Source organism: Streptomyces durhamensis, from assembly GCF_000725475.1.
Classification (GTDB): Bacteria; Actinomycetota; Actinomycetes; order Streptomycetales; family Streptomycetaceae; genus Streptomyces; species Streptomyces filipinensis.
The window spans coordinates 273,861-297,014 of record NZ_JNXR01000001.1; the positions used below are offsets into that span (position 1 = coordinate 273,861).

The 23,154-nt window shown below is 72.6% G+C and carries 19 protein-coding genes, 3 tRNA genes and 1 pseudogene; 16 read left to right on the forward strand and 7 right to left on the reverse strand.

Going from position 1 to position 23,154, the window contains the following annotated elements:
* Window positions 1-74: 74 nt before the first annotated feature.
* From IO33_RS0101205 to IO33_RS0101215, 3 genes and pseudogenes are all read left to right on the forward strand, one after another.
* Window positions 75-1,337 carry an NAD(P)/FAD-dependent oxidoreductase gene (locus IO33_RS0101205; RefSeq protein WP_031159025.1) on the forward strand — a complete coding sequence of 421 codons (1,263 nt, stop codon included), beginning with the start codon at window positions 75-77 and terminating at the stop codon, window positions 1,335-1,337.
* Between the two features lie 93 nt (window positions 1,338-1,430).
* On the forward strand, window positions 1,431-3,341 hold the full coding sequence (gene dnaG / locus IO33_RS0101210; RefSeq protein WP_031159028.1) for a DNA primase: 1,911 nt from the start codon (window positions 1,431-1,433) through the stop codon (window positions 3,339-3,341).
* 94 nt (window positions 3,342-3,435) lie between these two features.
* Window positions 3,436-4,699, forward strand: a pseudogene (locus IO33_RS0101215) (RNA polymerase sigma factor).
* 33 nt (window positions 4,700-4,732) lie between these two features.
* Here IO33_RS0101215 and IO33_RS0101220 read toward each other — a convergent pair.
* From IO33_RS0101220 to IO33_RS0101235, 4 genes are all read right to left on the reverse strand, one after another.
* Complete coding sequence (locus IO33_RS0101220) at window positions 4,733-6,661, reverse strand: ABC transporter ATP-binding protein (protein ID WP_031159033.1); 1,929 nt, start codon at window positions 6,659-6,661, stop codon at window positions 4,733-4,735.
* Window positions 6,661-8,394, reverse strand: coding sequence for an ABC transporter ATP-binding protein (locus tag IO33_RS0101225; protein ID WP_031159035.1), 1,734 nt, complete (start codon window positions 8,392-8,394; stop codon window positions 6,661-6,663). The genes IO33_RS0101220 and IO33_RS0101225 overlap by 1 nt, the downstream gene beginning before the upstream one ends.
* Before the next feature lie 151 nt (window positions 8,395-8,545).
* A complete protein-coding gene (locus IO33_RS0101230; protein ID WP_031159038.1) occupies window positions 8,546-9,985 on the reverse strand; it encodes a xylulokinase in 1,440 nt (479 codons plus the stop codon).
* Between the two features lie 99 nt (window positions 9,986-10,084).
* Complete coding sequence (locus tag IO33_RS0101235) at window positions 10,085-10,390, reverse strand: hypothetical protein (RefSeq protein WP_031159040.1); 306 nt, start codon at window positions 10,388-10,390, stop codon at window positions 10,085-10,087.
* A 160-nt stretch (window positions 10,391-10,550) separates the two neighbouring features.
* Between IO33_RS0101235 and IO33_RS0101240 the strand changes: the two genes are divergently transcribed.
* The 9 genes from IO33_RS0101240 to IO33_RS0101280 all read left to right on the forward strand — a co-directional run bounded on the left by IO33_RS0101240 (window position 10,551) and on the right by IO33_RS0101280 (window position 16,812).
* Window positions 10,551-10,623: transfer RNA gene (locus IO33_RS0101240), tRNA-Asn, on the forward strand.
* A 6-nt stretch (window positions 10,624-10,629) separates the two neighbouring features.
* Window positions 10,630-10,702, forward strand: a tRNA-Asn gene (locus tag IO33_RS0101245).
* A gap of 175 nt (window positions 10,703-10,877) precedes the next feature.
* Window positions 10,878-10,954 (forward strand) — tRNA-Ile (locus IO33_RS0101250).
* 647 nt (window positions 10,955-11,601) lie between these two features.
* Window positions 11,602-12,987 (forward strand): ATP-binding protein, encoded by a 1,386-nt coding sequence (locus IO33_RS50235; RefSeq protein ID WP_051926348.1) that lies wholly within the window; start codon window positions 11,602-11,604, stop codon window positions 12,985-12,987.
* Window positions 12,988-12,989: 2 nt separating this feature from the next.
* Complete coding sequence (locus IO33_RS0101260; RefSeq protein ID WP_031159046.1) at window positions 12,990-13,412, forward strand: roadblock/LC7 domain-containing protein; 423 nt, start codon at window positions 12,990-12,992, stop codon at window positions 13,410-13,412.
* Window positions 13,409-13,762 (forward strand): DUF742 domain-containing protein, encoded by a 354-nt coding sequence (locus IO33_RS0101265; protein ID WP_031159048.1) that lies wholly within the window; start codon window positions 13,409-13,411, stop codon window positions 13,760-13,762. Before IO33_RS0101260 ends, IO33_RS0101265 begins: the two co-directional genes overlap by 4 nt.
* On the forward strand, window positions 13,740-14,366 hold the full coding sequence (locus IO33_RS0101270; RefSeq protein ID WP_031159050.1) for a GTP-binding protein: 627 nt from the start codon (window positions 13,740-13,742) through the stop codon (window positions 14,364-14,366). The genes IO33_RS0101265 and IO33_RS0101270 overlap by 23 nt, the downstream gene beginning before the upstream one ends.
* Window positions 14,363-15,577: a cytochrome P450 gene (locus IO33_RS0101275; protein ID WP_031159053.1), complete on the forward strand. Its 1,215-nt coding sequence runs from the start codon at window positions 14,363-14,365 to the stop codon at window positions 15,575-15,577. The genes IO33_RS0101270 and IO33_RS0101275 overlap by 4 nt, the downstream gene beginning before the upstream one ends.
* Before the next feature lie 11 nt (window positions 15,578-15,588).
* Window positions 15,589-16,812, forward strand: a complete 1,224-nt coding sequence (locus tag IO33_RS0101280) for a cytochrome P450 family protein (protein WP_031159056.1) — start codon at window positions 15,589-15,591, stop codon at window positions 16,810-16,812.
* Window positions 16,813-17,044: 232 nt separating this feature from the next.
* On the opposite strand, the gene IO33_RS52040 is transcribed toward IO33_RS0101280, so the two are convergent.
* Window positions 17,045-17,365, reverse strand: coding sequence for an ANTAR domain-containing protein (locus IO33_RS52040; protein WP_245235646.1), 321 nt, complete (start codon window positions 17,363-17,365; stop codon window positions 17,045-17,047).
* Between the two features lie 133 nt (window positions 17,366-17,498).
* Here IO33_RS52040 and IO33_RS52045 point away from each other — a divergent pair, with 133 nt between their 5' ends.
* From IO33_RS52045 to IO33_RS0101300, 3 genes are all read left to right on the forward strand, one after another.
* Entirely contained in the window at window positions 17,499-17,741 is a 243-nt protein-coding gene (locus IO33_RS52045; protein WP_245235647.1) for a hypothetical protein, read from the forward strand.
* A gap of 97 nt (window positions 17,742-17,838) precedes the next feature.
* Window positions 17,839-18,207 (forward strand): STAS domain-containing protein, encoded by a 369-nt coding sequence (locus IO33_RS43615; RefSeq protein WP_031159059.1) that lies wholly within the window; start codon window positions 17,839-17,841, stop codon window positions 18,205-18,207.
* Window positions 18,204-19,166: an anti-sigma factor RsbA family regulatory protein gene (locus IO33_RS0101300; protein WP_031159061.1), complete on the forward strand. Its 963-nt coding sequence runs from the start codon at window positions 18,204-18,206 to the stop codon at window positions 19,164-19,166. The genes IO33_RS43615 and IO33_RS0101300 overlap by 4 nt, the downstream gene beginning before the upstream one ends.
* A 32-nt stretch (window positions 19,167-19,198) precedes the next feature.
* Here IO33_RS0101300 and IO33_RS0101305 read toward each other — a convergent pair whose 3' ends face one another.
* A complete protein-coding gene (locus IO33_RS0101305; RefSeq protein WP_031159064.1) occupies window positions 19,199-20,101 on the reverse strand; it encodes a LysR family transcriptional regulator in 903 nt (300 codons plus the stop codon).
* A 394-nt stretch (window positions 20,102-20,495) separates the two neighbouring features.
* Here IO33_RS0101305 and IO33_RS43620 point away from each other — a divergent pair, with 394 nt between their 5' ends.
* The gene (locus IO33_RS43620; RefSeq protein WP_245235648.1) at window positions 20,496-21,623 is read left to right on the forward strand and encodes an MFS transporter; all 1,128 of its coding nucleotides are present in this window, start codon (window positions 20,496-20,498) and stop codon (window positions 21,621-21,623) included.
* A gap of 450 nt (window positions 21,624-22,073) precedes the next feature.
* Here IO33_RS43620 and IO33_RS0101315 read toward each other — a convergent pair whose 3' ends face one another.
* Complete coding sequence (locus tag IO33_RS0101315) at window positions 22,074-23,111, reverse strand: rod shape-determining protein (RefSeq protein WP_031159068.1); 1,038 nt, start codon at window positions 23,109-23,111, stop codon at window positions 22,074-22,076.
* Window positions 23,112-23,154 lie beyond the last annotated feature (43 nt).

Genomic DNA, 23,154 nt, shown 5'->3' on the forward strand with positions numbered 1-23,154 from the left:
GTCACCCCCTCTTCCCGCGGCAGGCTGCGTGCGGGAGGCTCGCATGTGGCGGCACCCTTACGAGGAGGCATCAAGTGGTCGACGCGGATCAGACATTCGTCATCGTCGGAGGCGGTCTCGCCGGCGCCAAGGCGGCCGAGACGCTCCGGGCGGAGGGCTTCACCGGCCGGGTGATACTGATCAGCGACGAGCGCGACCACCCCTACGAGCGCCCGCCCCTGTCCAAGGGCTACCTCCTCGGCAAGGAGGAGCGCGACAGCGTCTTCGTGCACGAGCCCGCCTGGTACGCGCAGAACGACATCGAGCTGCACCTCGGCCAGACCGTCGACCGCATCGACCGTACGGCGAAGACGGTCCGCTTCGGCGACGACGGCACCCTCGTGCGCTACGACAAGCTGCTGCTCGCCACCGGTGCCGAGCCCCGCCGCCTGGACATCCCGGGCACCGACCTGGCCGGCGTGCACCACCTGCGCCGGCTCGCGCACGCCGAGCGGCTCAAGGGCGTCCTCCAGCACCTCGGCCGGGACAACGGTCACCTCGTGATCGCGGGCGCCGGCTGGATCGGCCTGGAGATCGCGGCGGCGGCCCGCGAGTACGGCGCGGAGGTCACGGTGATCGAGCCGTCACCCACCCCGCTGCACGGGGTGCTCGGCCCCGAGCTGGGCAACGTCTTCGCCGAGCTGCACCGCGAGCACGGCGTCCGCTTCCACTTCGGGCGGCGGCTCACCGAGATCGTCGGCCAGGACGGCATGGTCCTCGCCGCCCGCACCGACGACGGCGAGGAGCACCCCGCCCACGACGTCCTCGCCGCGATCGGCGCGGCACCGCGGGTCGCTCTCGCGGAGGCGGCGGGACTGGAGCTGGCCGACCGGGCGCGAGGCGGCGGCGTCGCGGTGGACGAACGGCTGCGCACCTCCGACCCGGACATCTACGCGGCCGGTGACGTGGCGTCCTTCCCGCTCGGCCTGTTCGGCACCCGGCTGCGGGTCGAGCACTGGGCGAACGCGCTGAACGGCGGCCCGGCCGCGGCCCGGGCCATGCTCGGCCAGGACGTCGGCTACGACCGGGTGCCCTACTTCTTCACCGACCAGTACGACCTCGGCATGGAGTACAGCGGCTGGGCCCCGCCCGGCTCCTACGACGAGGTGGTGATCCGGGGCGACGCCGGAAAGCGGGAGTTCATCGCGTTCTGGGTGAAGGAGGGACGCGTGCTGGCCGGGATGAACGTGAACGTGTGGGATGTCACAGAGCAGATCCAGAGGCTCATCCGCGCCGCGGTGCCGGTGGATCCCGAGGCCTTGGCCGACCCGCATGTCCCGTTGGACTCGCTCGCCTAGGCGGCTGCCAGGGCCTGCCGTCGTGCGCCCGCGCTCCTTCCGGGGCGCCGCGCGTGCCCCACGGGTGTCACTGCGCCCCCGTAGAATTCACGCGTGGCAGGACGGATCAACGACGAGGACGTGAAGGCGGTACGGGACGCGGTCCCGATCGACGCCGTGGTCTCCGAGTACCTCCAGCTGCGCAGCGCGGGCGGCGGCAACCTCAAGGGCCTGTGCCCGTTCCACGACGAGAAGTCGCCGTCCTTCCAGGTCAGCCCCAGCAAGGGACTCTTCCACTGCTTCGGCTGCCAGGAGGGCGGCGACACCATCACCTTCGTGATGAAGGTGGACCACCTCTCCTTCTCGGAGGCGGTCGAGCGGCTCGCCGCCCAGGCCGGCATCACGCTGCGCTACGAGGAGGGCGGGTACAACCCGGCCCACCAGCGCGGCGAACGCATCCGCCTGGTCGAGGCACACAAGATCGCCGCGCAGTGGTACGCCGAGCAGCTCGCCACCGGCCCCGAGGCCGAGACCGGCCGGATCTTCCTCGCCGAGCGCGGCTTCGACCAGGCCGCCGCCGTCCACTTCGGCGTCGGCTACAGCCCCCAGGGCTGGGACCACCTCACCCGCTACCTGCGCGGCAAGGGCTTCACGGACAAGGAGCTGATCCTCTCCGGGCTCTCCCAGGAGGGCCGCCGCGGACCCATCGACCGGTTCCGGGGCCGCCTGATGTGGCCCATCCGCGACATCGGCGGCGAGGTCGTCGGCTTCGGCGCCCGCAAGCTGTACGAGGCGGACAACGGCCCCAAGTACCTGAACACCCCCGACACGGCGATCTACAAGAAGAGCCAGGTGCTGTACGGCATCGACCTGGCGAAGAAGGAGATCGCGAAGTCCAGCCGGGCGGTCGTGGTGGAGGGCTACACGGACGTCATGGCCTGCCATCTGGCCGGTGTGACGACCGCGATCGCGACCTGCGGTACGGCCTTCGGCGGCGAGCACATCAAGATCCTGCGCCGGCTGCTGATGGACAACGGCTCGGCCCGCGTGATCTTCACCTTCGACGGCGACGCGGCCGGTCAGAAGGCCGCCCTGCGTGCCTTCGAGGACGACCAGAAGTTCGCCGCCGAGACGTACATCGCGATCGCGCCCGACGGCATGGACCCCTGCGAGCTGCGCCTGGCCAAGGGCGACGACGCCGTGGCCGACCTGGCGGAACCGCGCACCCCGCTCTTCGAGTTCGCGCTCCGCCAGATCGTGAACCGGTACGACCTGGACACCCCGGCGGGCCGCGCGGCGGCGCTGGACGAGGCCGCCCCGATCGTCGCCCGGATCAAGAACAGCGGCGCCCAGCACGAGGTGGCCGTGGAACTGGCCGGCATGCTCGGCATCCTCGACACCCAGTTCGTGGTCCGGCGTGTCGCCCAGCTGGCCCGCTGGGCGAGGGACCGCGGCGGCAGGGGCCCGCAGCAGGACCGCTCACGCGGACCCGAACAGCAGTGGGCGGCCGCCGCCCCCCAGACCGCCGCCTCCGGCCCGGCGCTGACCCTGCGCAACCCCGTCTACGCCGCCGAACGCGAACTGCTCAAACTCGCCCTGCAGCGCCCCGAACTGGTCTCCCCGGCCTTCGACGCCTACGGCCTGGACGAGTTCACGGCCCCTCCGTACGCGGCCGTGCGCCAGGCGGTCGCCGAGTCGGGCGGCGCCGAGTACGGCGTCCCGGACCCGCAGGAGTACCTGGTCCGCGTCCGTGAGGCCGCGCCCGACGACACGGTCCGCGCCATGGTCACCGAGCTGGCCGTCGAGCCGATCCTGCGCCGCACGGTGGACGAGACCTACGCCGGCACGGTCCTGGTGCAGATCCGGCGCCGCGCCGTCGAGCGCCGCATCCGCGACATCCAGTCCCAGCTGACCCGCCTGGCCGCCGGCGGCGACCCCGCCCAGCTGGCCGCCGTACAGAACGAGCTGTGGATCCTCCAGCAGTACGACCAGGCGCTGCGGGAGCGCGGGGCACAGGCGCTGTAGAGGCGCCTTTGCCAGTCGCATAGTCCGGCTGACCGAGTAACCGCCGGGTGACGGAACGGACGCAAAAAGTCACCGCAAGCCCCTCGTGGCGGGGATGCGTCTTCCCCCACACTGGGGGCGGTGCCCGAGTCCTCGGAGCGCAGGCCGTCGACTCTCCACTCCCGAAGTACCGCTGCCGCACACCTTCAGCAGCGATCATCCTGGAGGTCGCCCCCGTGCAGACCCAGACCCTCACTCAGACCGACAGCGCCACCAGCACCACCGCGGACGAGCCGGACGCGGAGACGGACGTTCTCATGGCCGTGCCCCCGCAGAGCCGCGCCGCCGCGCACCCGGAGGCGATATCCACCGAACCGACGGAACCGCCGGCGGAAGCGCTCAGGGACGAACCCGAGGAGGCCGGCGAACCCGTAGGGATCCGGGTCCCCGCCAGGGCCGAGACCGGCGGCCCCTCGGCCGACCTGTTCCGCCAGTACCTGCGCGAGATCGGCCGTATCCCGCTGCTCACCGCCGCCGAGGAGGTCGAACTCGCCCGCCGGGTGGAGGCCGGCCTGTTCGCCGAGGAGAAGCTGGGCAACACCCCCGATCTGGAAGGCCAGTTGGCACTCGACCTGGACCGGCTCGTCGTCATGGGGCGGATGGCCAAGCGGCGGCTCATCGAGGCCAACCTGCGGCTCGTCGTCTCCGTCGCCAAGCGGTACGTCGGCCGCGGCCTGACCATGCTCGACCTGGTCCAGGAGGGCAACCTCGGACTGATCCGGGCCGTCGAGAAGTTCGACTACGCCCGGGGCTACAAGTTCTCGACGTACGCCACCTGGTGGATCCGCCAGGCCATGTCACGGGCCCTGGCCGACCAGGCGCGCACCATACGCGTCCCGGTCCACGTGGTCGAGCTGATCAACCGGGTCGTCCGCGTGCAGCGCCGCATGCTCCAGGAGCGGGGCTACGAGCCGACACCCGAAGAGGTCGCCGCCCACCTCGGCCTGCCGCCCGAGCGGGTCTCCGAGGTACTGCGCCTCGCCCAGGAACCGGTCTCCCTGCACGCCCCGGTCGGCGAGGAGGAGGACGTGGCCCTCGGCGACCTGATCGAGGACGGGGATGCGGCGAGCCCTGTCGAGTCGGCCGCGTTCCTGCTGCTGAGGGAGCATCTGGAAGCGGTGCTGTCCACGCTGGGCGAGCGCGAGCGCAAGGTCGTCCAGCTCCGCTACGGCCTCATCGACGGCCGCCCGCGGACGCTGGAGGAGATAGGCCGGCTGTTCGGCGTGACGCGGGAGCGGATACGGCAGATCGAGTCCAAGACCCTGAACAAGCTCCGGGACCACGCCTTCGCGGATCAGCTGAGGGGTTACCTGGACTGAGCGGGGGCCGCCCGCCGGCGGCCCCCGCGCTGACTAGTCCACCTCGGCCACGGCCTGTGCGAACTGCGCCTTGTACAGCCGGGCATACGCACCGTCGGCCGCCAACAGCTCGGCGTGCGCGCCCTGTTCGACGATGGACCCGTTCTCCATCACCAGGATCGTGTCCGCGTCCCGGATCGTGGACAGCCGGTGCGCGATCACGAACGACGTCCGCCCCGCCGCCAGCTTCGCCATCGCCTTCTGGATCAGCACCTCCGTGCGGGTGTCGACCGAGCTCGTCGCCTCGTCCAGCACGAGGATCGTCGGGTCGGACAGGAACGCCCGCGCGATGGTGATGAGCTGCTTCTCACCCGCGCTGACCCCCGTCCCCTCGTCGTCGATCACGGTGTCGTACCCGTCGGGCAGCGTCCGGATGAACCGGTCGGCGTGCGCGGCCCGCGCGGCCTCCTCGATCTCGCCGCGGGTGACCTTGCGGGACGCGCCGTAGGCGATGTTCTCGGCGATGGTGCCGCCGAACAGCCAGGTGTCCTGCAGCACCATCCCGATGCCGGAGCGGAGCTCGTCGCGGGACATGCGCCGGATGTCCACGCCGTCCAGGGTGATCCGGCCGCCCGACACGTCGTAGAACCGCATCAGCAGGTTGACCAGGGTCGTCTTGCCGGCACCCGTGGGGCCGACGATCGCCACGGTGTGACCGGGCTCGGCCGTCATCGAGAGGTCCTCGATCAGCGGCTTCTCGGGGTCGTACCGGAAGGACACGTGCTCCAGCCGGACCCGTCCGCGCAGTTCCTCCGGCCGCTCGCCCGGCACCGGATCCGCCTCCTGCTCCTCCGCGTCCAGGAGTTCGAAGATCCGCTCGGCCGAGGCGACACCGGACTGCACCAGGTTCGCCATCGAGGCGACCTGCGTCAGCGGCATCGAGAACTGCCGCGAGTACTGGATGAAGGCCTGGACGTCACCGATGGAGAGGGTGCCGGACGCGACCCGCAGACCGCCGACGACCGCCACCAGGACGTAGTTCAGGTTGGACACGAACATCATCAGAGGCTGCATCACACCGCTGTTGAACTGCGCCTTGAACGCGGCCTCGTACAGCGCCTCGTTCTGCTCGGCGAACTGCTTCGCCGACTCCTCCTGCCGGCCGAACACCTTCACCAGGGTGTGCCCGGTGTACATCTCCTCGATGTGCGCGTTCAGCTTGCCGGTGGAGCGCCACTGCTGCACGAAGTGCGGCTGCGACCGCTTGCCGACCCGGGTGGCCACGAGGAACGACAGCGGCACGGTGACCAGCGCGACGAGCGCGAGGATCCAGGAGACGTAGAACATCATCGCGAGCACGCCGATGATGGTCAGCAGCGAGTTGATCAGCTGGCCCATCGACTGCTGGAGCGTCTGCCCGATGTTGTCGATGTCGTTGGTGGCGCGGGAGAGCACCTCGCCGCGCTGGCGCTTGTCGAAGTACGACAGCGGCAGCCGCGACAGCTTCGTCTGCACGGACTCGCGCATGCGGTACATCGTGCGGTTCACGGCGCGGTTGACCAGCCTGGTCGCCACCGCCATCAGCAGGCCGGCGATCAGGAACGTGCCGAGCGCGAGCAGCAGGGTGTTCCCGACGGCATCGAAGTCGATGCCCTTGCCGGGGGTGAAGTCGGTGCTCATCAGCATGTCCGCGATCCGGCCCCGGCCATGGGCCCGCATCTGGTCGAGGACCTGCTGTCTGGTCGCCCCGGCCGGCATCTGCCGGCCGATGATGCCGGAGAAGACCAGGTCGGTGGCCCGGCCCAGGATCTTCGGGCCGACGACGCTCAGGCCCACGCTGACGACCACGCACAGCAGCAGGCCGTAGATCGTGAGGCGTTCCGGTCTGAACTGGGAGACGAGCCGTTTGCCCGACCCCTTGAAGTCCATCGAGCGCTGGTCGGGGCCGCCTCCGGCCATCATGCGTCCCATGGGCCCGGCCATCAGGCAGCCTCCGCTTCCGTCAGCTGGGAGAGCACGATCTCCCGGTACGTCTCGTTGCCCGCCATCAGGTCCCGGTGCCGGCCGGAGCCGACGACCCGGCCCTCGTCCAGCACGATGATCCGGTCGGCGTCCCGGATGGTCGCCACCCGCTGGGCGACGATGACGACGGTCGCCTCGGCGGTCTCGTGGGAGAGCGCGGTGCGCAGGGCCGCGTCGGTGGCGTAGTCGAGCGCGGAGAAGGAGTCGTCGAAGAGGTAGATCTCCGGGCGCTGGACGAGGGTGCGGGCGATGGCGAGCCGCTGGCGCTGACCGCCCGAGACGTTCGTACCGCCCTGGGCGATGGGCGCGTCCAGACCGGCCTCCAGCTCGCTCACGAAGTCCTTGGCCTGCGCCACCTCCAGCGCGTGCCACAACTCCTCGTCGGTGGCGTCCGGATTGCCGTAGCGCAGGTTGGTGGCGACCGTGCCCGCGAACAGGTACGGCTTCTGCGGCACCAGGCCGACCGTCCGCGCGAGCAGCTTCGGGTCGACCTGCTGCACGTCCACGCCGTCGACGAGGACCTCGCCCTCGGTGGCGTCGAACAGCCGCGAGACCAGCCCGAGCAGGGTCGACTTGCCGCTGCCGGTGGAGCCGATCACGGCGGTCGTCTCGCCCGGCCGGGCCACCAGGTCGATGGACTTCAGCACCGGCTCCTCGGCACCCGGATAGCGGAAGCCCGCGCCCCGGATCTCCAGGTGCCCGTGCGCGCGCAGCTCGGTGACGGGCGCCGCCGGCGGAACCACGCTGGAATCGGTCCCGAGGACCTCCTGGATGCGCTCGGCGCACACCTCCGCGCGCGGCACCATCATGAACATGAAGGTGGCCATCATCACGGACATGACGATCTGCATCAGATAGGCGAGGAACGCGGTCAGGTCGCCGATCTGCATCCCGCCGCTGTTGATGCGGTGCGCGCCGAACCACACCACCGCGATCGACGACAGGTTCACCACGGTCATGACCATCGGGAACATCAGCGCGAGCATCCGGCCGGTGGCCAGCTGCATCTCGGTGAGATCGCCGTTGGCCCTCCCGAACCGTTCCTGCTCGTACTCGTCGCGGACGAAGGCGCGGATCACCCGGTTGCCGGTGATCTGCTCCCGCAGCACCCGGTTCACGGTGTCCAGGCGGACCTGCATCGACCGGAACAGCGGCCGCAGCCGGCGCACGATGAGCGTCACGCAGATCGCCAGCACCGGCACGACGGCGACGAGCACCCCGGACAGCGGTACGTCCAGGCCGAGGGCCAGCACGATGCCGCCGACGCACATGATGGGAGCCGACACCATCAGCGTGAACGTCATCAGGGCCAGCATCTGGACCTGCTGTACGTCGTTCGTCGTACGCGTGATGAGCGAGGGCGCCCCGAAATGGCCCACCTCACGCGAGGAGAAGGACTGGACCCGGTCGAAGACGGCGGCGCGCACGTCCCGGCCGAGTGCGGAGGCGGTCCGCGCACCGAAGTACACGGCACCGATGTTGCACACGACCTGAGCCAGCGAGATGCCGATCATCAGGGCGCCGAAGGACAGGATGTAATCCGTGTCCCCCTTCACGACACCGTTGTCGATGATGTGCGCGTTCAGGGTGGGCAGATAGAGGGTGGCGCAGGTCTGCAGGAACTGCAGCAGCACCAGCAGGGCGATGGGTTTCTTGTAGGGCCTGAGACAGGAACGCAGAAGTCGTATGAGCACGCTAGGTCTCTCGGAGTCGGCGACGGGGCTGGTCGGTGTGCCCGTGGCCCCTATCGTCGAACACTCCACCCGCGTTACCTCAACTCATTAACCCGTTGGCGAAGCTCTTACCGCCCTACGGGTCCGGGGTGTTGTCGGGCGTCGGGGGACGTCACAGGCCAAACGCCCCCGGATGGGTCTGTTCCCGTACGGCCGTGAACTGCTGCCGCACCGCCTGCCCCACGGCCAGCTCGTCGCCCGGCTCCAGCACCTGCGCCGCCGCACCCTGCCAGGCCGGCGGGGTGCGCGGGTCGAGTGTGCCCTGGGACACACCGAGCGCCCAGGCCGCCTGCCGGGCCGCGCCGATCGCCGCGTAGTCCGCGGGCTGCGGCACGACGACCTGCGCGCCGAACAGCGAGGGCGCCGAGGCCTGCACGCCGGGCAGTTCGGCGGCCGGGCCGAGCAGGAAGACCCGCCGCACCTCCACGCCCCGCCCGCGCAGCACGTCCAGCGCGTCGGCGAGCCCGCACAGCATGCCCTCGAACGCGGCCCGCGCCAGATGCTCCGGCTTCATGGACTCGCGCCGCAGCCCGGCGATCGTCCCGGCGGTGTGCGGCAGGTTCGGCGTCCGCTCACCCTCCAGATAGGGCAGCAGGACCAGTCCGTGCGCGCCCGGCGTGGACTTCATCGCCAGCTCGGACAGGCTCTCCAGGTCCGGCAGCCCGAGGAGTTCGGCGGTGCCGCGCAGGGTGCGTACGGCGTTCAGCGTGGTGACGACCGGCAGATGCATGCCGGTGGCGTCGGCGAGCGAGGTGATCATCCCGGACTGGTCGGCGAGCGCCTCCGGGTGCACGGCCATCACCGAGCCCGAGGCGCCGAGGGAGACCACCGCGTCGCCCAGCCCGATGCCGAGCCCGAACGCGGCGGCCATGGTCTCGCCGGTGCCGGCGGAGATCAGCAGCCCCTCCGGGGTCGTACCGGCCGCGTCCGACGGGCCGATCACCTCCGGCAGCATCGCCTGATGGCCGAGCGCCAGCTCGACCAGGTCGGGCCGGTAGCCGCCGGTGGCGGCCGACCAGTACCCGGTACCGGACGCCCCGCCGCGATCCGTGGTCCTGCGCACGGGACGTCCGAGCAGCTGCCAGACCAGCCAGTCGTGCGCCTGGAGGAGTACGGCCGTCCGGCGGGCGTTCTCGGGTTCGTTCTTCGCGAGCCAGCGCAGCTTGGTGACCGGCTGGGCGGCCTGCGGGACACAGCCGACCGCCTGTGCCCAGGCCTCCCGGCCGCCGAGCGCGTCGACGAGATCCGCCGCCGCGATCTGGGCCCGCTTGTCGCCGCCGACCAGCGCCGGGCGCACGGTGTTGCCCTGGGCGTCCAGCGGGACCACGGCGTTCTGCTGCGCCGACACACCGATGGCCTGCACGCCTTCGAGCAGGCCGCCGCCGGCGGCCTCGCCCAGGGAGAGCAGCCAGGCCTGCGGATCCACGTCGCTCGGGCGACCCTCCACCGGATGCGGGGCGTATCCCTGCCGCAGTACGGCACCGGTGTCCGCGTCGCAGACCACGATGCGAGTGAAATCAGGCGAGCTGTCCAAGCCGGCGACTATCCCCATACGGAGAATTTTGCAGCATTCCTGAGGATGCGGTGGCCGAGGGCGGGACAGTGCCCGTGTCCCTCGGCCGGACAGCTCGTCCGGCCGAGGGAAGTTCCCCTACGTGTTGCTCGTGCCCCAGTCGTCCTCGGGGGTGCCGTCCAGGCTCCGCTCCCGCAGGGAACGCACCCGCTGGGCCACCGTTTCGGGGACCCGGTCGCCGACCTTGTGGCTGACCGTGTGGAAGGCCTTGCCGGCGTACCGGCGGCCCTGCTGGGCGGCGGACTCGGCCGTGTTGCGGACCGCGGGGTTCTGCGCGATCCGCTGAGCGGACTTCTTCAGCTGCTCGTAGCGCTCGCGTCCGGCCCTCGTGCCGAGTACGTAACCGAGGGCCAGTCCGGCGACGAACGTGAGCCGGTAGCGCATGGCTGCCACCCTTCCCTTGCCTGGGTCTACTGGTGCGACGTGGGGCGCCGGGGGAACCGATTGGCGGAGCACCCCCCTGCTTGCGCTAATGTATGTGTCGCAGCGAGCGCCCGCCCCCTGGCGAATACCCAGGGAGGTACGTTCGATGCAATCGAGGCGATCCTCCGTAGCTCAATTGGCAGAGCAGCCGGCTGTTAACCGGCAGGTTACTGGTTCGAGTCCAGTCGGGGGAGCTTCGGTCCTCCGTAGCTCAATTGGCAGAGCAGCCGGCTGTTAACCGGCAGGTTACTGGTTCGAGTCCAGTCGGGGGAGCGCGTGAACGAGGACCCCTTGGGGGTCCTTTTTCATGTCCACGGGAACCGCCGCGCCTGCGCCGATGTCCTCAGGGTCATGAGCAGCGCAGAAGCCGACCATCCGAAGCAGGAGATCGTATGAGCGGCTATGCTGCGGCAGACGGCGCGCACACTTGTACGCGACACGCCGCTATGGGGCGGTAGCTCAGCCGGTTAGAGCAGCGGACTCATAATCCGTCGGCCGTGGGTTCGAGTCCCACCCGCCCCACCAGGCGCCACAGGTGCAGAAACGATGTGACCTGGCCGGACCCCGGAACGGGGCGCCAGGCGCCCCTCTCGTGGACGGCCCTCCCACGCACTGTCCCGACCTCGTTACACTGCGGCACGTTCGCATCTGGACGCAGGCGAGGGGAACGGGGGCGCCGTTCGAGGGGGAGGGACGTGCGACGACATGCCGGGCCGCCGCCGATCCTTCACAGAGTTGTGGCAGGGGACCGTCGAACACCGTACTGGTCTGCCGATAGGCTCGGACCGGATCGAAGCCGGCCGGCGGGCGTCGCGGACGTGGCGCAGGGCGACATGACCGCGTACCCGGAGGACACCCTGCCCGCCGCACCCGCCGCCTTACCCGGGATGCCTCCTGTGAGGGCGTGTCCGCCGTCCCGCCGTATCCCGCACTTCCCGTCCACCGTGCCCGTCCCTCGTGACAGGGCCGGCGGTGCGCGGGATCGCCGGCGCGTGCATTCCCGGCTTTTGGCCTGTCATGTCCGCATCCAGATGGATGTCCTCCGGGCGAGCGGCGGCCGACGAGGTCCGCTGCGCCGACGGCAGTGCCGTCCCGCCTGGCGGGGACCGCCACCGCCGTCGGCTCCCCATCCACTGACCGGTTCGCGGCTCGGACACTCTGCAGAGGACTTGATGACCGATCTGATACTGGCCGTCGGTGCCGTGGTCGCGGTGGCGGCCGCAGGGACCGCTGGACACTTCCACCGCTCCTACCGACGCGAGCGAGGCAGGGCCGACCAGCTCCAGGGCCATGCGGAACAGCTCACCCGGCAACTGCGCGCCGCGGAGCACGCCATGGGCCAGCTGGCCTCCGAGGTGCTGCCCGCGATCGCCGCCGCCGGCCCCGGCGGGCATCGCGGGGCAGACCTCCCGCTGCCCCCGCCGCTGATGCACACGCCCCTGGCCGGCCGGCTCCGTGACGTCGCCGGACAGGCGGCCGCCGCCGTGGTGCGGGTGCGGGAGGACGCGCAGGCCGCGGCCGACCACCGGGTCGCCGAGATCCGGTCCGCGGCGGACCACGAGATAGCCAAGGCCCGCCGGGAGTCGCGGGAGGCGACGCGTGCGGCCGTGCGCAGCTTCGCGTCCAACGTGGTGGCACGGGCGTCCCGGCTGAGCCGGGAGATCAGCCAGGGGGTGCGCTCCCACCAGGACGACGAGGCGTACGCCACGCTGGTGCACATCGACCACACCGCGCAGCAGATGCTGCTCACCGCACAGGGCTACGCGGTACTGGCCGGCGACAAACTCTCCAGGCGCTGGCCGCAGACCTCCCTCAGCGATGTGATCCGCGCGTCGATGGGCCGCATCGAGGGCTACCAGCGGGTGGAGCACCACGAGTTGGACACCGTCGCGGTGCAGAGCCGCGCGGTCGAGGCGGTCGTCCACACCCTCGCGGTGCTGCTGGACAACGCCCTGCGCTACTCCCCGCCGACCGCGCGGGTGCACGTCTCGGTGGAGGAGGGCCACCACGCCTGCTTCCTGACCGTGGACGACGCCGGACTGCGGATGGACGACGAGCGGCTGATGTGGGCCAGCGACATCATGTCCGGCAAGGACCGCGACGACATCACCCAGCTCGGCGCCCATCCGCAGACGGGCCTGCGGGTCGCCTCGCTGCTCGCCGAGAGCTACGGCTTCCGGGTCGAGCTGAGCGCGCCGAACATCTACCAGGGCACCCGGGCCGTGCTGGTGCTGCCGAAGAACCTCCTGGTGTTCTCCACCGCCGGCCCGCCCGCCACCACCCCCGCGGCCGTCGCCGCCACCACCCCCGCGGCCGTCGCCACCAGCAGCCCCGCGGCCGTGCCGGCCCCCCGGAACCCCGCGGCCCCGGCGGCTGCCGCGACCACCGCAAGCGGACTGACCGTCCGTCAACGACCGGCCAGGACACACCCCGCGCCCGCGCCGGCGCCCGACACGCCGGCCGTACCGGGCCGGCCGAGCGTCGCCGCCGCCTGGGCGGCCGGCAGCCGCCGAGGGCGCCAGACCGACGAAGACACCGGACTTACCGAAGGACACTGACCATGCGCGACACGCACAGCAACAGCCTGGGATGGCTGCTCGACCAGGAGCTCGGCTGCGTCGAGGGCGTCGAGTACGCGGTGCTGATGAGCGGCGACGGCCTGCTGCAGGCCCGTACGACGACGATCGGCCAGGAGGACGCGGAGAAACTCGCCGCCGTGACCGCGTCGCTGCGCGCCGCCGGCAAGGCCTGGGACGAGCACGTCGGCGGCAAGGGGATGTGCCAGTTGCTCATCGAGTCACAGGGCCGCATCGGGCTGACGACCGCGGCGGCGCACAACACGATGCTGTCGGTGGTCACCACCGGCCCCGCGGCCGACGTGGGCCTGATCAGCCATCACATGGTGCGGCTGGCCGCACGGCTCGGCCACGAGATGGGCGTCTCGGACCGCGGCCCCGCCTTGGAAGGCGGCACCGCGACATGACGGGTCCGCGGCATGACCCGGACCTGATCAGGCCCTACGTCCGTACCGGCGGACGGAACCGCCCCAGCCGGGACGTGCGCCTGGAGACGGTCCTCATCGCCGCGTCCGGCCCCACCGAACGACTGGGGCCGGACGCCCGCAGGGTGATGCGCCTGTTCTCCGGCGGACGGGGCGGTCTGGCCGTGGCGGACATCGCCGCCGCGCTGGAGCTGCCGCCCTCCACCGTCCGCATCCTCGTCTCGTCGTTGATGGACAGCGGCCATCTGACCAGCCCCGCCCCGGTCCAGGAGGGCCGGCCCGGACTCGACCTGCTGGAGGAGGTGCTGCGTGGACTCCGCGAACTTGTCTGACCAGCCCGCCGTTCACTATCTGGCCCCTGCCGTGACCCGGTCGGCGAAGATCGTCGTGGCCGGGGCGTTCGGGGTCGGCAAGACGACCTTCGTCGGCAGTGTCTCCGAGGTGACGCCGCTGCGCATGGAGGAGCCGATCACCCAGGCGAGTGTCGGCGTGGACGACCTGCGCGGCACGCCGCACAAGACGACCACGACGGTCGCCATGGACTTCGGACGCATCCATCTGCTCGACGACCGGCTGGTCCTGTACCTGTTCGGCACCCCGGGGCAGACCCGTTTCCGCCCCCTGTGGGAGGGCCTGACCGAAGGAGCGCTGGGCGCCCTGGTGCTGGCCGACGCCCGCGACCTGGAGGGCTCGCACGAGGTGCTGAGCCTGCTGGAGGAGCAGCAGACGCCGTACGCCGTCGCCATCAACGTCTTTCCCGACGCGCCCCGCTACCCCCTGCACGAGGTCCGCCAGGCACTCGCGCTGGATCCCGACACCCCGCTGACCGAGTGCGACGCCCGGGACCGCCGGTCCTGCGTGTACGCGCTCATCACCCTCATCGAGTTCCTGACCGCCCGTCACACCCCCGCCCCCCTTGTGGAGCCTCTCCCATGACCCCCCTCGACCCCGCGGCGACCCCGCCGGCGCCGGTCGCCCTCTATGACGCCGAGTTCGCCGCCGACCCCCACGCCGCCTACGAGCGCATGCGCCGCGTCTTCGGACCGCTGGTCCCCGTGGAGCTGGCCCCCGGCATCCCCGCCACCCTGGTCATCGGCTTCCACCAGGCCCGGCGCATCCTCAACGACCCGCTGCACTTCCCCGCCGACCCGCGGATCTGGCAGCAGGGCGTCCCCGAGACCTGCCCGGTCCTGCCGATGATGGAGTGGCGCCCCAACGCGCTGCGCTCGTCCGGACCCGAGCACGCCCGCTACCGGGCCGCGAACACCGCGAGCCTGCAGGCCGTCGACCAGCACGAGCTGCGGGCGCTGGTGGAGAAGGTCGCCGCCGGCGCCATCGACGGCTTCCGCGCCCACGGCCACGCCGACCTGCTCACCCAGTACTCGTGGCCCATCGCCTTCCAGGTGCTGAGCGCGCTGCTGGGCTGCCCCGACGAGATCGGCCGGCGCATCGCCGAGGGCATGGCCAAGATCTTCGAGGCGGAGGCCGAGACCGCCGCGCAGGGCAACGAGATGCTCGGCCAGGCGCTCGCGGAACTCGTCGCCCTGCGGCGGCGGTACCCCGGCGACGACGTCACCTCCCGGCTGCTGGCCCACTCCGCCCGCCTGGACGACATGGAGATGCTCCATCAGCTCGTCACGCTCTACGGCGCGGGCATCGAGCCGCTGACCCACCTGATCAGCAACACCGTGCTCAAGATCCTCACCGACGAGCACTTCTCCGCCGGCCTGCACGCCGGCCAGCCCGTGCGCGACGCCCTCGACACGGTCCTGTACACCGACCCGCCGATGGCCAACTACTGCATCAGCTACCCGCCGTACCCCATCGACGTCGAGGGGGTGCTGCTGCCCGCCCATCAGCCCGTCCTCATCTCCATGGCCGCCTGCAACAACGACCCGGCCGTCACCGGCGGAGTCACCGAGGGCCAGCTCGCCGGCAACCGCGCACACCTGTCCTGGAGCATCGGCGCGCACACCTGCCCCGCCCGCACCCACGCCTACCTCATCGCCGAGACGGCCATCACCTGGCTTCTGGACGCGCTCCCCGAGCTGGACCTCGCCTGCCCCGTGTCCGAACTGGCCTGGCGGCCGGGGCCGTTCCACCGTGCCCTGGAAGCCCTGCCCGTCCGTTTCCCCGCTGTCGTCTGAAGGAGACCAGCATGTCCCAGCACACTCCGCTCGTGCTCGACCCCTCCGGCGCCGCCCGGCACCAGGAGCACCGGGACCTGCGCGCCCAGGGCCCGGCCACCCGGGTGGACATCCTCGGCGTACAGGCCTGGGCGGTCACCGACCCCGCCCTCCTCAAGCAGCTGCTGACCAGCCCCTCCGTCTCCAAGGACGCACGCGCGCACTGGCCCGGCTTCGAGCAGTCGGTCGCGACGTGGCCGCTCGCCCTGTGGGTCGCCGTGAGGAACATGTTCACCGCCTACGGCGCCGACCACCGCAGGCTGCGGCGGATGGTCGCCCCCGCCTTCAGCGCACGGCGCATCGCCGAACTGCGCCCGGCCGTCGAGGCCATGGTCACCGAGCTGGTCGACGACCTGGCCGCGCTGCCCGCGGGAGAGGTCGTGGACCTGCGCGAGCGCCTGGCCTACCCGCTGCCCATCTCCGTGATCGGCCACCTGATGGGCGTACCGGAGGACCAGCGGGCCGACTTCCGGCAGCTCGTGGACCGCGTCTTCGACACCACGCTCACGCCGGAGCAGTCCCAGGCCAACGCCGTGCGGCTGTACGCCGTCCTCGACGACCTGATCGCCACCAAGAGCGGCGACCCCGGCGACGACATGACGTCCCTGCTCATCGCGGCCCGTGACGAGGAGTCGGACGGCACCGGCTTCACCGGCGAGGAACTCCGCGACACGCTGCTGCTGATGATCAGCGCCGGCTACGAGACCACCGTGAACGTCATCGACCAGGCGATCGTCGCCATGCTCACCCTCCCCGACCAGCGCGACCTCGTCCGCACCGGCAAGGCCGGCTGGGGCGACGTCGTCGAGGAGACCCTGCGGCACGAGCCCGCCGTGAAGCATCTGCCCCTGCGCTACGCCGTCACCGACATCGAGCTGCCCGACGGCCGGACCATCGCACAGGGCGAGCCGATCCTCGCGTCCTACGCCGCCGCCAACCGCCACCCGGACTGGCACGGCGACACCGCCGACACCTTCGACCTCACCCGTACCGTCAAGGAGCACCTGGCCTTCGGTCACGGGGTGCACTTCTGCCTCGGTGCCCCGCTGGCCCGGCTGGAGGTCACCGAGGCACTCGGCCAGCTCTTCGACCGCTTCCCCGACATGACCCTCGCCGTCCCCGCCGGCGAACTGCGGCCCGTGGCCTCGCTGATCAGCAACGGCCACCAGCAACTCCCCGTACGCCTGCGGCCGTAGGCCCCGGCGCCGTCCGCACCGGGCGACGACTTCGGCCCCGGCGTGCTTGAACGTGCCGCGCGCTGGGCACGGACCTCCTACCGGCGACCACCGCCGGGTGGTGCCGGCAGGAGGGGGTCGTCATGGACCGTCAGATCCGGGTGCGCGTCAGCCGACGGCCCGCCGCCCCGCGCGAGCGGGAGATCGACCGCAGGACGCCGTCGGGGCGCATCCTGCCGTACTGACCGCGGCGTCAGCCGGCGGCACGGGGCCCCGGGCCGCCGCGCCGGCCGTCGATCGCCGCCCGCAGGGCGGTGCGCAGCCGCTCCGGCAGCGGCGGGGCGCCGGGCGGCCCCGCGCTCGCCGTGATCTCCGCCGCCACCTGGCGGAGCTGGGTGTCGGTGCGCTGGGAGGTCTCGCGCAGGATCTCCCAGGCGCGGTCCGGGGTGCAGCCGTGCGCGGCCATCAGGATGCCGCGGGCCTGGTCTGTCACCGGGTGTGAGTCGAGTGCCTGCCGCGACTGCTCGACCTCCAGGCGCAGCGCGTCCAGCTGCTCGGCGCGCTTCCGCGCCACCGCCGAGGCGGCGGGGGGACGGAGCGCCGGGCGGCGCGGTACGCAGGGGGTCGGTGGTGTCCAGCCCCATCAGCTCCGGCACCCGGCGCGGCTGGTCCCGCCGGCCGGTGGCGGAGACCGCGACCCCGTGCCGGTGGCCGTGCTCCCCCAGCACGTCCAGGAACGCCGGGCCGGCCGAGTCCATGAAGGACAGCTCCGTCAGGTCCAGCTCGACCCGGGCGAGGTGACCCGGCAGCTGGGCCAGGATCCCGGCGAGGGTGTCCGCGTAACCGTGGACCAGCGCGCCACGGGCCCGCAGGGCCACCCGGTCACCCTGCCCCCGTACGTCGACGACCAGGGTGTCCGGCCGCCCCAGGTGCGGTGCGAATGCCGCTGAACGCATGCCGCCGTGGCGGATCCCGCCGGATCCCCTCCCGGCAGGTGAGCCGAGCGGCATACTGGGCACTTCTCTACCTGTGCGAGTGGGTGAAGGCATGAGCGAACCCGAGGTCGTACGGTCCCGGCGGCCTGCCGGTGCCGTACCGGCGCCGGCGGTCCCGTGGCTCAGCGTGTACCCGCTCACCGGGCGGACCGGATTCCGCGCGGTCGGCGAAGTGACCCTGCCGACCCACCGCATCTGGGAGCGCGCGCTGGAGGACGCCGTGCGCGACGGGGGGGACGTGTACTTCGTGGAGCTCTCCGCGCTGTCCTTCGTCGATGTCGCCGGGGCGGAGGCGCTCGCGGGCGCCGCCCGGCGCTTCGGCGAGCGTCGGCTGGTGCTGGACCGCCCGCCGGCCGTCCTGCCCCGGGTCCTGGAGCTGCTGTGGCCCGGACTCCCGGCGATCGAGGTGGCGGCGTCATGATCGCGGCGACGGAATCCGCCGGGCCGCCCGAGCCCTTCGTGCACCCCGCGCTGTTCTACGGCGACGCGGAGGAGTACCTGGCCGGCACCGTCCCCTTCGTCCGTGCCGCGCTGGCGGCCGGCGCCCCGGTCGCGGTCGCCGTACCCGGCGAGAACCTGCGGCTCATCCAGGACGTGCTGGGGGCCGACGGCGACGCCGTACGGTTCACGGACATGCGGGAGGCCGGCCGCAACCCCGGCCGGATCATCCCGGGCGTCCTGCGCGCCTTCACCGACGCCCAGCCGCCGGGCCGGCGCGTCCACATCATCGGGGAGCCGGTCTGGGCGGGCCGCAGCCCGGCCGAGTACCCGGCCTGCGCCCAGCACGAGGCGCTGATCAACGCCGCGTTCCAGGGCCGCGAGGTCACCATCCTGTGCCCGTACGACACCGCCCGGCTGGACGCGCGCGTGCTCGCCGACGCCCACGCCACCCACCCGCTCGTCATCCCGGCCGGCGGCGGCGCGCAGCGCGGCAGCGAGTCCTACGACCCCGACGACGTGGTCGCCCGCTACAACGAGCCGCTGCCGCCCGCCCCCGACGACGGCACGGGCGTGTTCACCACCGCCTTCGAGGCGGACTCCCTCTCGGCCGTACGGCACCTGGCCACCGCGCACGGCGCCCGGCTGGGCCTGGCCGGCCTGGGCCTGGAGAACCTGGCGCTGATCACCGCCGAGCTGACCACCAACAGCGTCGTCCACGGCGGCGGCACCGGTGGGCTCACGGTGTGGGGCGAGGGCGGGTACGTGGTGTGCGAGGTCCGCGACAAGGGGCGGCTGGTTGACCCGCTCGCCGGCCGGCAGCCGGCCTCCCGGGACCAGCGGGGCGGTCGCGGGCTGCTGCTCGTCAACCTGGTGGCGGATCTGGTGCGGATGCACACGGGGGCCGCCGGGACGACCGTCCGGTGCTACGTGGGGCGCTGAACCGGGCGTCCAGTGGGCGGAGTTGCGGGCGCTCAGGCCGGGTCGCGCAACGGGTCCGCGCGATGGGCCACCGCCAGCAGCTCCCGTACGGCGCTCTCGGCCGGGCCCAGGCGTGGATGCCATTGGGCGACGATGCTCACCGGCCGGATCCGCTCGGACAGGCGCAGCTCGACCAGCTCGCCCTCCCGCAGCTCCCGCGTGACCGTCAGTTCCGGCAGCAGGGTGATGCCGTGGCCGTGTCCGATGAGCCGCAGCAGAGCCGCCATCGAGCCCTGGAGCAGGGTCTGCTGGGCACCGGCCAGCAGATCCCGGCCGAAGCGGTCCACCAGCATCTCCGAGGTGCAGCCGCGTTCGGCCACCAGGAAGTCGTAGCCGAGCAGCTGCTCCGCCGTCACCGTCTCCTGCCGCGCCAGCGGATGACCCGCCGCCGCCACCAGCACCGAACGGCAGTGCCCCACGACCGCGTGCGGGCGGACCGGACCGACGCCGTTGTCGTACTCGAACATCAGGTCCAGCTCGCCTGCCTCGAAGGCCTGTTCCAGCCCCCGGCGCGGCGCCACCGTCAGCGCCACGTCCGCACCGGTGCGCGCGCCGCCCGCGCCGTACTCCAGAGCCGCCAGCACCTCGGGCAGCCACGCATGGGCCAGTGACTCCGGCGCGCCGATCCGCAGCCGGGGCCGGTCGCCGCGGGCCGCCCGGCGCAGCCGCTCCTCCAGCTCCAGCGACTCGCGGGCGTACGGCAGCAGCCGGGTGCCGGCCTCGGTGAGCACCGCACCCGTGCCGGCCCGCACCAGTACGCTCACGCCCAGGTCGGCTTCCAGCCGCTTGAGCTGGGCGCTCACACTGGACTGTGCGTAGCCCAGCGCCTGGGCGGCGGCGGAGATGCCGCCGTGCTCGGCGACCGCGACGAAGGCGCGCAGGTATCGGGAGTCCACGGTGGCAAGGGTAACCAGTCCATCGGACTTTCCGATGGGGCCATTGCGATCACGGTGTCGCGGCGCCCGCGCCCGCCGGGACACGCTGCGCCCATGACCACAGCCGACTCCACCGCACGACCGGCCGCACCGCCCGCCGGTCCCCCTTCCGGCGAGGCCGCCGGGAGCACCCGCGCGCACACCGCCGCGCACGTCTCCGGGCGGCCGGCCGGGCGGATCTCCCGTCTCACCTTCGCCGGTATCGCCATCGGCAACCTGCTCGTCCTGCTGGACACGTCGATCCTCAACGTCGCCGTCCCCGACATCCAGACCTCGCTGCACCCGGCCGCCGCCGCGCTTCCCTGGACCGTCGACGCCTACACGGTCGTCTTCGCCGGGCTGCTCCTCACCGGCGGTGTCATCGCCGACCGCTGGGGCGCCCGCCAGCGTCTACACCAGGGCGCTCGGCCTGTTCGCCGTCCTGTCCGCGGCCTGCGCCCTCGCGCCCGGCGCCGGCGCCCTGATCGCCGGGCGCGCGCTGCTCGGCGCCGCGGGCGCCGGTCTCGTGCCCGCCTCCGTGGCCCTCCTGATCCACCTGCACCCCGACCCCGCCCGCCGTACCCGCGCCATCGGCGCCTGGACCGCGCTCAGCGGGCTCGGCGCCGCCGTCGGCCCCGTGCTCGGCGGCGCGCTCGTCGAACTCGGCGGCTGGCGGCTGGTGTTCCTCGTCAACCCGCCGCTGGCCCTGGCCGCGCTGCTCCTCGCCCGCCGGCTGCCCGCACCGCCCGTCCGGTCCGGCCGTGCCCTGGACCGTCCCGGCCTGGCACTGTCCACCGCGGGCCTGTGCCTGCTCACCTTCGGCCTGGTCGAGGCCGGTATCGAGGGCTGGGGCGCGCCGCTCGCACTCGTCCCGCTCGCCGCCGCACTCGGCTGCTTCGCCGCGGTGGCCGCCGTCGAACGCCGGGCCGCCGCCCCGGTCCTGCCGCCCGCGCTGCTCGCCCTGCCGAAGGTGCGGGCCGCGATGGCCGCCGCCGCGGTGTCCTGCTTCGCCTACTTCGGCGGGATGTACCAGCTCGCCGTGTGGCTGCAGCACACCTACCGGCTGACGCCGTTCCACGCGGGTCTCGCCGCCCTGCCGATGGCCCTCCCGGTGTGTGTGATGCCGTTCTTCACCGGCCGGCTCGTGGCCCGTCACGGCCCCCGCCCGGTGCTGCTCACCGGCATGTCCGCCGCCGTGGCCGCCGGGGTGCTGCTGGCCTGGGCGGGGGGCCCGCACCCGCCGCTGCCGCTGATCGTGGCCGCCGAGCTGGCGCTCGCCGCGACCGGCACGTTGTCCATCCCGGGGGCCGCGGCCGCGGTGGCCGTCGCGGCACCGCCGGAGTACGCCGCGACCAGCCAGGGGGCACTCAACGGGATACGCCAGGCAGGGTCGGCGCTGGGGGTCGCGGTCCTGGGCACGCTGGGCTCCCTGGCCGCGTCCGGGTACGTCCTCGTCGTGGTCGGCGCCTGCGCGGTGCTGCTGGTGGGCGCGACCGGTGCCTGAGCGCCCCGCCGGGGCGCCGCGATGCCGCACGCCCGGGCCGTCCGGCCGCGGGCCGTGGGGCCGACCGCGCCCGCGCGGCGGAGCCGGACGTCGGACAGGGCCCCGCGCCCGCCGCCCCCGCCGTACACCGCCGGCCGTACCGCGGCCGGTGGCCCGCGACGGGGTCCGGGAGCCGGTTCTCCACCGGTGCGAGGAAGGTGTGAGGAAGGGGACGGACCGCGGGAGGCCGAGGGCACCCAGCGGTTGTGCGTCCTCGGCCGTCGGCGGGCCGCCGCCGCGCCTGCCGGCCGGGCGCAGCCGTTCGAACGGCCTCCCGCCGACCGGGATCCGCATGCCCGGGAGGGGCACGTCCCGGCCGGCGGTCTTCACCGGCGGACGCGGGGCCCCACGTGTCTCGGCGAGCCCGTCCTGATCCCGGCCGGTGGCCCGGGGCCGCGTGCCGTGCGGTGTTCAGGCGACCAGCGGGTTCAGGACCAGGGGCTCGATCCGGCCCTCCAGCATGGCGCCGACGCCCTGGGCCGCGCAGATGTCGGGGCGTTCGGCGATGTGCACCGGTATCCCGGTGGCCTGCCGCAGCATCTGGTCGAAGCCGGGCAGCAGCGCCGAGCCGCCCACCATCATGATCCCGCGGTCGGCGAGGTCGGCGACCAGGTCGGGCGGGCAGGCGCGCAACACCTTGCCGATGCCGTCGAGGACGGCGGTCAGCGGGGTCTGGATGGCGCCCCGCACGGCGGCGGTGTCGATGCGCACGCTGCGCGCGAGCCCGGTGGCCACGTCCCGGCCGTTGATCTCGGCGGAGGCGGGGCCCTGCGAGTTCAGCCCGTTGCCGGACAGCGCCAGCTGCAGCGGACGTACGGACTGGCTGGGCAGGATCAGCTGGTGTTCGAGCCGCAGATGCTGCACGATCGCCTGGTCCACGGCCTCGCCGCCCACCGGGACCCGCTCGGCGGTCACGATGGACCCGAGCGAGAGCACCGCGACCTGGGTGGCCGCCGCCCCGCACACCATGATCATGGTGGCCTCGGGGCGTTCCACGGGCAGCCCGCACCCCACGGCGGCGGCGATCAGCGTGTCCACCAGCTCGACCCGGCGCGCGCCCAGCCCGACCAGCGTCTCGATGGTCGCCCGCTGGGCCAGCGGATCGGCGCCGTGCGGGGTGCACGCGGCGGCCCGCAACCGCAGATTGCGCCGCAGGGCACGGCGTATCTTGTCGCCGAGCAGCTGCCGCAGCATGCGCTGGGCCATCTCGACGTCGACCACCGTGCCACCGGAGATGGGCCGTACGACCCGGATGTAGCCCGGCGTCCGTCCCGTCATCTGCTCCGCGAAGTCACCGACCCCGATGAGCGATCCGCTCCGTGTGTTCACGGCGGCGACCGAGGGCTGGTCGACGACGAGTCCGGAGCCCTTCACATACACCCGGGTACGCGCCGCACCCAGATCGACGGCGAAGTGGCAGCGGCGCAACTGCTCCAGACGGACGGTCACGGCAGATCCTCCCTGGTGCGCGGGGCCTTGCACCCGGCCGGTC